Below are 7816 nucleotides of genomic sequence, written 5' to 3'. Positions count from 1 at the left end.
CGTGAGGTCTTCAACCGGCTGGCACCGTGGGTCTCGAAGTAGCTGCGCACCTGCGACAGCAGGGCCCGGTCCTCGCGGTTGCCAAGGCCCCCGAAGGCATCCAGCCAAACGCGGAAGCACGTGGCTGCCGCCCGGTTGGCGTCGCCTGCCTCCCAGCCGGTAAGGCCCGCGACGGTGGCCAGCTCGCCAGCGGCGGCCACCAGGCCGAAGCGCCGTGCAACCCGCATCACCTGGCCAGAGGCCTTTTCCTTCACGCAGGCCTGCACGAACTTGGCCACGCCAGCCCGCACCCGCTCACCCAGCCCTGAGCGTGTTTGCATCAGGTGGCTGACCCACTGCATACCGGCGGCGCCGTGGTGCTTCACCGCAGCAGCCTGCAGTGCCTGGGCAAAGGCAGCCGGTGTGGGCACGCCGTTGAGCTGCTCGAACATGCCCATGCCAGCGCCTGCATCGGCCTCGATCTCCACCAGGCGGATCTCCTGGCCCGCATTGGTCCGCTTGCCAGCCTTAGCCATCAGGGTGGACAGGCTCTCTTCACCGCTGGACAGGAAGATCAGCCGCCAGCTCTGGGCCTGTCTGGCCAAGCCGGCCCGGGTAGCCCGCCCCTTGCCCTTGCCGTTGCCCAGCATGTAGACCGCCTCGCCCACTTCGTTGGGCGAGCACTCCGACAGCTCATCCAGAATCAGGATGCCGTCGTTGTGCATGGCGGCCACGCCCTCCAGGCCATTGGCCGTGAAGCGCCAGGAACGCTTGTACTTGCCCGGGTGGCCCCACACCGAGGCCGCAGCCACCTGGGCCGTGGACTTGCCCGTCGAGCTTGCGCCACGCAGATGAAAGCCGCCCGAGTCACCACCATCGAACTCCAGCAGCGCCCCTGCGAAGGCGGCCGAGATCGAGAACACCAGCCGCGAGTTGCCCGCCGCCAGGCGCGCAACGCTGCCCCGCCAGTCCTGCGCGCTGCCCTCGGTGGAATAGCCCGTCTCCACCGCTTGCACGTCCTGGAAGACGATGATCTCTTCACGATCATCTAGCTCCAGCCCTGGCAGCACGAACACGTCCTCGAACCAGCCCATGCGGTTCACGCAGCGAGCGAAGCGCCCGGGGTTCCAGGCTTGCAGATAGGTCTGCAGGTGCAGGCGGGCCTGCTGGGTTGGGGAAATGCGCAGCCCCTTGTCGGCCAGGGTGCGGCGCATGTCGGCGCCATCGGTCTGCAGCATCTGGGCCGGCAGGGCCAGTTGATGGCGCACGCCGGCCGGGTCGCGCCAGCGCAGCAGCACGCCCCAGGCCTCCGAATTGGCATCCCGGGTCTGAGCCACGATCTGCAGGTAACTGCAGACCCAGATGCGCCGGCGGGAGCCCGTCTCCGGGTCGGTGGAGATGAACCAGACGCCATCGCGCTCGGACACCTCGAACTGCCCGGTGCCGTACTGCATGACCTGCTTGTCCGATTCGACCCGCACGGCGCCCTTCAGCATCGCCAGGGCCTGGCCGTGGTCGTTCTCCTGCTTCTGGGTGGCCTTGCGAGCCTTCTCCACGCTCTTGGTCAGCTCGGCAACCCGCACGCCCAGGGCGTCAGCTTCCACCCGGCGCACCTTCTCGAACTCCTCGGGCCGCATCGCGGCCAGCCGGGTCACCTCTTCGTCGTAGTGCTTCGCTGGCGGGGCCTTGGCGGGCTGGGCCTGCTTCTCCTCCACCTTGCCTGGGCCCCTGGCCCTCGGCTTCCTCTTGGTCTCCGCCGGCGCATCAGCCAGAGCGGTGCTCGTGTCGGTCATGGCGTTCCCTTGTTGGCTTTCAGGTTCGGTTCTTCCAGACATCCGCCCAGTCGGTACCGGGTTGAGGCGGGATCAGCGTTCGCACCACCAGCCCGCGGGCCTGGGCGCGCCGCGCCAGCTCGCCGGCTGCGGCCTGGCCACGCCCGTTCAGGTCGTTGTCCGCAAAGACCCAGAGGCGCTGCACGGCCGCGGGCCAGCGCAGTGCCGTCATCCCGTTGGCGGAGACGGCAGCCCAGCAGGCCACCCCGGAGCCAGCCTCGGCCGCCAGGGCGGTCTCGATGCCCTCGGCCACGCCCAGGTCCTGCGCCGCGGTGATGCGCTCGATGGGCGCCAGCCGGATGGCGGCCCCGTTCAGGTCACTCGATGTGCCGGTGAGCTTCTTGACGCTCGGCACATCCGCCTTGCGACCATCCGGCAGCAGGTAGGTGCGATGAAGCGCGACCGTGGCCAGGCCCCCCGTGGCATGCGGCCCCAGGCTCTGCGCCGGCAGGTCCTTCTGCACTGCGGCCAGCATCGCCGGGAACTTCCCGCGCAGCTGCGGCTTGCCGCTGTCATCAAGCTCCCAGTAGTCCAGCGCGGGGTGACACCGCAGCACCAGCGGGAAGGTGGCCAGCTCCAGCCCACGCGCCGCCAGGTAGCGCGCCACGGGGTCACCGTGGGCGACCGGCTGCGAGCCCTTCCACATGGCCCGGTTGCGGTCCCTGTTGCGTTGCTGGGTTGCCGCCTTCTCCCTGCCGGTGCGCACACGGATGGCTGCCAACTGGCGGTCCAGGGCCCGGCGCTCAGCATCGGAGAGCACTTTCCGGTCGCGCTCGCACCAGGTCACATGCACGCCGGATCTCCAGTCCCAGAAGGCACCGGCGGCCACCTCGGCCACGTGCAGCACATAGCCGCCCGCGGTGTCGTTCCTTCGGCCGTTGGTGGGAAAGCGGTGGATCTGGCCATCGGCCAGCAGCGTGTCGGGCGGCGTGATGCCATGGGCCTGCATGGCATCCGCAAAGGCCTGGGCCGCGCTCATCGCCGGCCCTTTCGCTGCGCCGCGGCCACCACTGCGGCCAGGCGCTTTTCGCGGGGGATGCTGGCCAGCGCGGCCACGACATGCGGATCCAAGGGGTTCAAGCGCAGCGGGTGCGCCACGTTGTCCTTGTCCCCATAGAACCATTGCGGCGCTTCCCCCAGGAATTCGACGCAGCCCACGGACAGCCGCTCACTCGGGCTCATGAACGCGTGAACCACTTTCGCCACACGGCCAATCCCCGGGCGCTTCATCACTTCGCTGTCGGCGTAGGGGAAGCGCGGCAGGTCTGCCTCCTGGAGCGGCTGCGGTGTCCCCAGGACAGGGACGCCTTGTGTGCGAGCGGCGGCGCTCATTGCACACCCACGAACCGCCGTGACAGATTGACCAGCCGGCAGCCCTCAGGGATCTGGTTCTCCGCCTGGGCGAACTCCTCCACCTTGTCCCCGTAGCGCAGCACCTCCAGTGCGGAGCGCCCCACGTAGCTCCAGCCGCCCGCCTGGTCGACGAACTCCACAAACCAGAACTCGTTGCGGCCGGGCTCCCCGTCGAAGACGTGGATCACACCGCGCAGGTTGCCCTCGCGGCTGTACCGGGCCAGCGACTCCCGGTAGGTCAGGGCCAGCAGCCACCTCACAGGCTTCTTCACAGGCATGTCGGCACCTCATGCTCGGTCAGCAGGGCCAGCTGCATCTGCTGCATCAGTGCGCCGGCGCCTTCAATGCGATCGATCAAGCCAGACAGCGCGTTCTGCAGTTCGCCACCGCAGATCCGCACCTCAAAGTCACGCCGGCAGCTGCCCGCAGCGGCCGCCGTGGTCACAGCGAGGGCCCGGGCGGCCAGCAGCTCGCCATGGGCCTGCTCGGCCACGTCGCGCCAAGCCTGCGGCGCCTCGGTGCACAGCACGGCCGTTGCCTTCAAGGCCTGGCCCATGTCTTGTGCCACGGCCGTCAAGGCGATCTCCAGCTCATCGGCCTGCAGATGCACCATCGCGTCGCGGTGGTCAGGGCAAGCCGCCCACATGAGCTGCAGCGTGCAGCGTGCGCGCTCGGCCCACTCGTCGACCTTCTCGGCCAGCACCACCAGGTCATTGCGCCGCGGCGGCTGCCCTTGCCCTGCCGGCATCGCGGCCGGCGCCAAAGCCTTCTCGGCGAGCTGGCCCTGGGCCTCCGCAGCACGCACAGCCGCGGCAATGAAGGTCTGGGTGGCAGGCGACAGCTCGGGCTGCTCAGCCGCTTCTGGCGCGGCCTGGGCTGCGCCCGCGCCGGCCTGGCCACCAGCCGCAACAGCCTCGGCATCGGTCAGCTCAGGGCCAGCCAGCGGCTGATCGCCGCCGTCGCCATGAAAGGAGGTGTGCTCTCGCGGAAGCCGCTGGCGCGCAGCTGCTGCGCCGTGAAGGCAGAGGATGGCCGCAGAGGCCGAAAGGGGGGAAGCGGCGTCGCAGACGCGCGTGGTCGAACCAGCCATGTCAGGCTCCTTCTGTGTGGTCACACAACCACCACCCGTCGCCAAACGGGTGGGGGCCGAAACGCAGGGTTGGCGAACCGGACAGAAGGGACCGGCAGGCCCGAAGGCCTCCCCACGCTCGGCCCCCGCAAAGGAGCCCATGCGTGTTTGCACGCTCTGGCGAACAGCCAGAAAAAAGCCGCACCCATGGTAAGGCGCGGCTGCGCGCCCTCTGTAGCAGGTCGCCAAACCCGCATCCCTCAATGTGGAGGGACGGTGGGCAATGTACGCCACGCAGTTACGTAACGCAACCTCTGCCGGGTGGGGGCCGACCGCCAGGTGAGGCGGCAGGCCGCAGGGGGGGACAAGCTGTCGATGTCGAGTGCAGTGCATGGTGCGGGTCTCGAAAGGGTGAGCGGCGCCATCGGCACCGGGCGGGCCGGTGTCGAGGTGATCAGGTATTGGGGGTGGGAAGGAAGGCTTCCGCGGAGCGCGGTGGCCTATGGGGGTGGGCGCACTGCCGTGCGCACCACGGAGCTGTCCTGCAGCGCCTTGATCAGCTCATCGCGAGTGAGCGCTGGATCCAGTGGCAGGGCTCCCTCCGGGCGGAAGACCGCCGGCAGGCTGAGCGTGCGGACGGCGCAGGCCACCCCAATGAACCGGAAGCCACAAGCAGGATTGCTGCAGGCATAGGTGAGCTCGATGGCCGTGTCCGACAGGCGCAACTGCTTGCTTGATGTCGCCGGTGCGTCGCAGTGCGGGCAGCAGATCTCTCGCCGGGGGACAGATGCCGGCTTCATTGAGACCTCCACGGGTACTGCTTGGCCCTCTCCGCACGGGCCTTCCGTTCAATCTCATCCCGGCGCGCCCGATGCGCCAGCAGCAGGTCCCTGGCCAGGGGGATGCTCACCCCACGCCGCGCCACCGAGGCTGCACGCAAGGCTCGAATCGCGCTGATCTCCACCACAAAGAGGTGGCCGCAGCCATTGCCGTTGCACCGGTACACGCCTTCCCAGACCGTGGGGGACTTCCGGATCAGAGACAGGTTGTTGGCCCGTGAGCCGCAGTGAGAGCAGTTGAAGCCCAGGCGCATGGCTCAGTTCCCACCGACGATGGTGCGCGAGCCGATCCAGGCCGCGACATCCTCAGACCGCCAGGCCACGGCTCGCTCAGACAGCTTCACCGGCCGGGGGAATCGGCCGTCCTTCATCATCTCGTAGAGGGTGCTCTTGGACTTGAGACCGATGACTTGCTGGACTTCACTGCGACGCAGCAGCCCCGGGCGGAGCTGAACCTGGGTGACAGAAGAGGTCCCGTCCAGGCGTTGCAAGCCTGCATCTCGCTGCGCGCTGGCGGCGGCGCAGGTGCCGGCGGAATGGGGTGCAGTTTGCTGAGACAAGGCTCGCTCCATGTACTGAAACCAAGTTCGCTGCGGTCCGGAATGGTTCGCTGCGGTTCGGTAGTCATTGGAGCCCGCGCTGCCTTGTTGGTGCAACGGGAAAGGGTGTTAGACAGAGTCAGGGCTGGTGTACACAGCCCTGTCTAACAGAAGACGATCACCCATCCGCTCCGCTCTTCTTCCTGGCCTCCCGGGCCATTGCCAGTTGCTGCCGGACCAGGCTCTCGCTGCAACCCAGTCTCTTTGCGGCATCGGTGATTGCCCTCTTCTTGCGGCGGTACTTGCCAAAATCTGGATGGGACTCGACCTCCAAAAGCAGCTGCCGCCGCTGCTCATCCGTCCATCGCTTGCCAGGTTCATGAGGAACTGACTCACTGGTCGACGTGTCGTGTGCAGTCCGATCTGGAGTCCCTTCACCCAAACCATCTTTCTTTGCCCGAGAAGATGGCCGCGGACCCGGCTTCTGGATCGGATCGAACCCATCACCATCAGAGGGAGTAGTTCTCCTCACCTTCTCGCTTCGAATGATCTGAAGCTCGTGGATGAGAGAGGAGTTCGGGAACTCTCTTCTCACTGCCCTCAGCCTTTCCATGAACGCCAGAAAACGCATCCTCTTTGCTCTGGTTTCTTCGCTGTCATCCATGTGCCGCCCCCTTCGCTGCACCACCACCGCGAAGCTCATCCAGGTAGTCCGCCCACGCCTGCATCATCTGCGCGCGCTGCTCGAGGTACTCGGTCCGGTTGTAGGCCCGCCCCAGCGAGTCCGCCACGCTGTGGGCCAGTTGGGCCTCGATCACACGGTCCTCGAAGCCCAGGCGCTCGGCCAGCATCGTGCGCGCCGTGGCCCGGAAACCGTGGCCCGACACCTCGTCCGCATCAAAGCCCATGGCACGCAACGCGGCGTTCACGGTGTTCTCGCTCATGGGGCGGTCGTGGTGGCGCTCGCCCATGAAGACGAACTCGCCATGGCCTGTGAGGGGCTGCAGGTCGCGGAATGCCTTCACGGCCTGGGTGGCCAGCGGCACCACGTGCGGCTGGCCGTTGATCTTGCCTTCCTTGCGACGCTTCATCTGCTGCGCGGGCACCTCCCAGATGGCTTCATCAAGCCTCAGGTCCACCCACCTGGCGTGCCGCAGCTCCCCGGGCCGCAGCAGCAGCATGGGGGCGAGAAGAAGCGCCGTGCGCACCACCGGGGTCCCGCGGTAGCCGTGCGATGCCTTCAGCAGCTCGGCCAGGCGGTCCGGCTTGGTGATGGCCGGGAAGTGCTTGACCATCGGCTTGCGCAGCAGGCCCTTCAGGTCGCGGCCGGGGTCACTCTGGGCCTGCCCGTGGGCGATGGCAAAGCGGAAGATCTGCGAACAGCTTTCCAGGGCCCTATGGGCCGTCTCGATCACGCCCCGGGCTTCGATCTTGCGCAGCACCTCCAACAGCTCAGGCGGCGTCACCTCGCCGATGGGGCGCCGGCCAATGAAGGGAAAGATGTCCTTCTCGAGCCGGGTGAGCAGCTTGCTGCTGTAGCTCTGGGACCACTCCGGCGAGCGCACCTCGAACCAGCCCCGGGCCACCGCCTCGAAGGAGCCAGGCAGGGGCTTTCCGGCGGCCACCAGGGCCTCCAGCTCCAGCGCCTGACGCTGGGCCTGCTTGTCGGCCTTGCGGGCATCGCTGGGGTCGATCCCCTCGCTGACCAGCCTTCTGGCCTCCTCGGCCTTCTTCCTGGCCAGCGCCAAGCCGGTTGCCGGGTAGGTGCCAAGACTGAGCAGCTTGCGGCGGCCTTGGACGGTGTAGGAGAGGCGCCAGCCGTGGGAGCCGCCCTTCACGAACAGGAGGAGGTAAAGCCCGTCCCCGTCGCTGATTCGCTTGCGTGGGTCCCCTGGCTTGATGGCTTTCAGGGCCGCGTCGCCCGAGATGAGATTTCGCGCCATGGAGTAACTTTTTCGTCGGAGTAACCCGATTGTGCGGTTACTCCGATAGTTACTCCAACTTTGCGCCGGACCTCCCCGGACCGTGCCGAACCTCAGCGGACCATAAAAAAAGCCCAAGTTGTTGATTAACTTGGGCTTTTGGACTTCCGCGAACCTTGGCGGAATGAATTCTGGTGGCCTGGGGCGGAATCGAACCACCGACACGCGGATTTTCAATCCGCTGCTCTACCAACTGAGCTACCAGGCCGGGAAAGCTAAGCAG

The 7816-nt window shown here is 67.2% G+C and carries 10 protein-coding genes and 1 tRNA gene; all 11 read right to left on the bottom strand.

Annotated features, from left to right (window positions below; translation table 11 throughout):
• Nucleotides 1-1772, bottom strand: a 1772-nt coding sequence (locus tag I73_RS25355; protein WP_022979004.1) for a DUF927 domain-containing protein, incomplete at its 3' end; no start/stop codon positions are given.
• Between the two features lie 19 nt (nt 1773-1791).
• Nucleotides 1792-2790: a toprim domain-containing protein gene (locus I73_RS25350; protein WP_022979003.1), complete on the bottom strand. Its 999-nt coding sequence runs from the start codon at nt 2788-2790 to the stop codon at nt 1792-1794.
• Entirely contained in the window at nt 2787-3143 is a 357-nt protein-coding gene (locus I73_RS32230) for a hypothetical protein (RefSeq protein WP_148289644.1), read from the bottom strand. Before I73_RS32230 ends, I73_RS25350 begins: the two co-directional genes overlap by 4 nt.
• Complete coding sequence (locus I73_RS01525; RefSeq protein ID WP_022979001.1) at nt 3140-3442, bottom strand: hypothetical protein; 303 nt, start codon at nt 3440-3442, stop codon at nt 3140-3142. The genes I73_RS32230 and I73_RS01525 overlap by 4 nt, the downstream gene beginning before the upstream one ends.
• Entirely contained in the window at nt 3433-4254 is an 822-nt protein-coding gene (locus I73_RS01520) for a hypothetical protein (RefSeq protein WP_022979000.1), read from the bottom strand. Before I73_RS01520 ends, I73_RS01525 begins: the two co-directional genes overlap by 10 nt.
• A 479-nt stretch (nt 4255-4733) precedes the next feature.
• A complete protein-coding gene (locus I73_RS34770) occupies nt 4734-5033 on the bottom strand; it encodes an ogr/Delta-like zinc finger family protein (RefSeq protein WP_083876496.1) in 300 nt (99 codons plus the stop codon).
• The gene (locus tag I73_RS34765) at nt 5030-5326 is read right to left on the bottom strand and encodes an ogr/Delta-like zinc finger family protein (protein WP_022978998.1); all 297 of its coding nucleotides are present in this window, start codon (nt 5324-5326) and stop codon (nt 5030-5032) included. The genes I73_RS34770 and I73_RS34765 overlap by 4 nt, the downstream gene beginning before the upstream one ends.
• Nucleotides 5327-5329: 3 nt before the next feature.
• Nucleotides 5330-5728, bottom strand: coding sequence for an AlpA family transcriptional regulator (locus I73_RS01505; protein WP_234409385.1), 399 nt, complete (start codon nt 5726-5728; stop codon nt 5330-5332).
• 61 nt (nt 5729-5789) lie between these two features.
• A complete protein-coding gene (locus tag I73_RS32225) occupies nt 5790-6275 on the bottom strand; it encodes a hypothetical protein (RefSeq protein WP_148289643.1) in 486 nt (161 codons plus the stop codon).
• Nucleotides 6268-7554: an integrase arm-type DNA-binding domain-containing protein gene (locus I73_RS01500; RefSeq protein WP_022978996.1), complete on the bottom strand. Its 1287-nt coding sequence runs from the start codon at nt 7552-7554 to the stop codon at nt 6268-6270. Before I73_RS01500 ends, I73_RS32225 begins: the two co-directional genes overlap by 8 nt.
• Before the next feature lie 171 nt (nt 7555-7725).
• Nucleotides 7726-7801, bottom strand: a tRNA-Phe gene (locus tag I73_RS01495).
• Between the last annotated feature and the right edge of the window lie 15 nt (nt 7802-7816).

The sequence above is a fragment of the Ideonella sp. B508-1 genome (assembly GCF_000333615.1).
Classification (GTDB): Bacteria; Pseudomonadota; Gammaproteobacteria; order Burkholderiales; family Burkholderiaceae_C; genus Ideonella.
Note: the sequence above shows the minus strand (reverse complement) of the source record. Positions and strands in the feature narration are given on the sequence as shown.

What these genes read in the sequence shown, in the direction of transcription:
- I73_RS34770 (WP_083876496.1), bottom strand. Translation starts at nt 5,033, where the DNA reads ATGAAGCCGGCATCTGTCCCCCGGCGAGAGATCTGCTGCCCGCACTGC.
- I73_RS01520 (WP_022979000.1), bottom strand. Translation starts at nt 4,254, where the DNA reads ATGGCTGGTTCGACCACGCGCGTCTGCGACGCCGCTTCCCCCCTTTCG.
- I73_RS34765 (WP_022978998.1), bottom strand. Translation starts at nt 5,326, where the DNA reads ATGCGCCTGGGCTTCAACTGCTCTCACTGCGGCTCACGGGCCAACAAC.
- I73_RS32225 (WP_148289643.1), bottom strand. Translation starts at nt 6,275, where the DNA reads ATGGATGACAGCGAAGAAACCAGAGCAAAGAGGATGCGTTTTCTGGCG.
- I73_RS32230 (WP_148289644.1), bottom strand. Translation starts at nt 3,143, where the DNA reads ATGAGCGCCGCCGCTCGCACACAAGGCGTCCCTGTCCTGGGGACACCG.
- I73_RS25350 (WP_022979003.1), bottom strand. Translation starts at nt 2,790, where the DNA reads ATGAGCGCGGCCCAGGCCTTTGCGGATGCCATGCAGGCCCATGGCATC.
- I73_RS01525 (WP_022979001.1), bottom strand. Translation starts at nt 3,442, where the DNA reads ATGCCTGTGAAGAAGCCTGTGAGGTGGCTGCTGGCCCTGACCTACCGG.
- I73_RS01500 (WP_022978996.1), bottom strand. Translation starts at nt 7,554, where the DNA reads ATGGCGCGAAATCTCATCTCGGGCGACGCGGCCCTGAAAGCCATCAAG.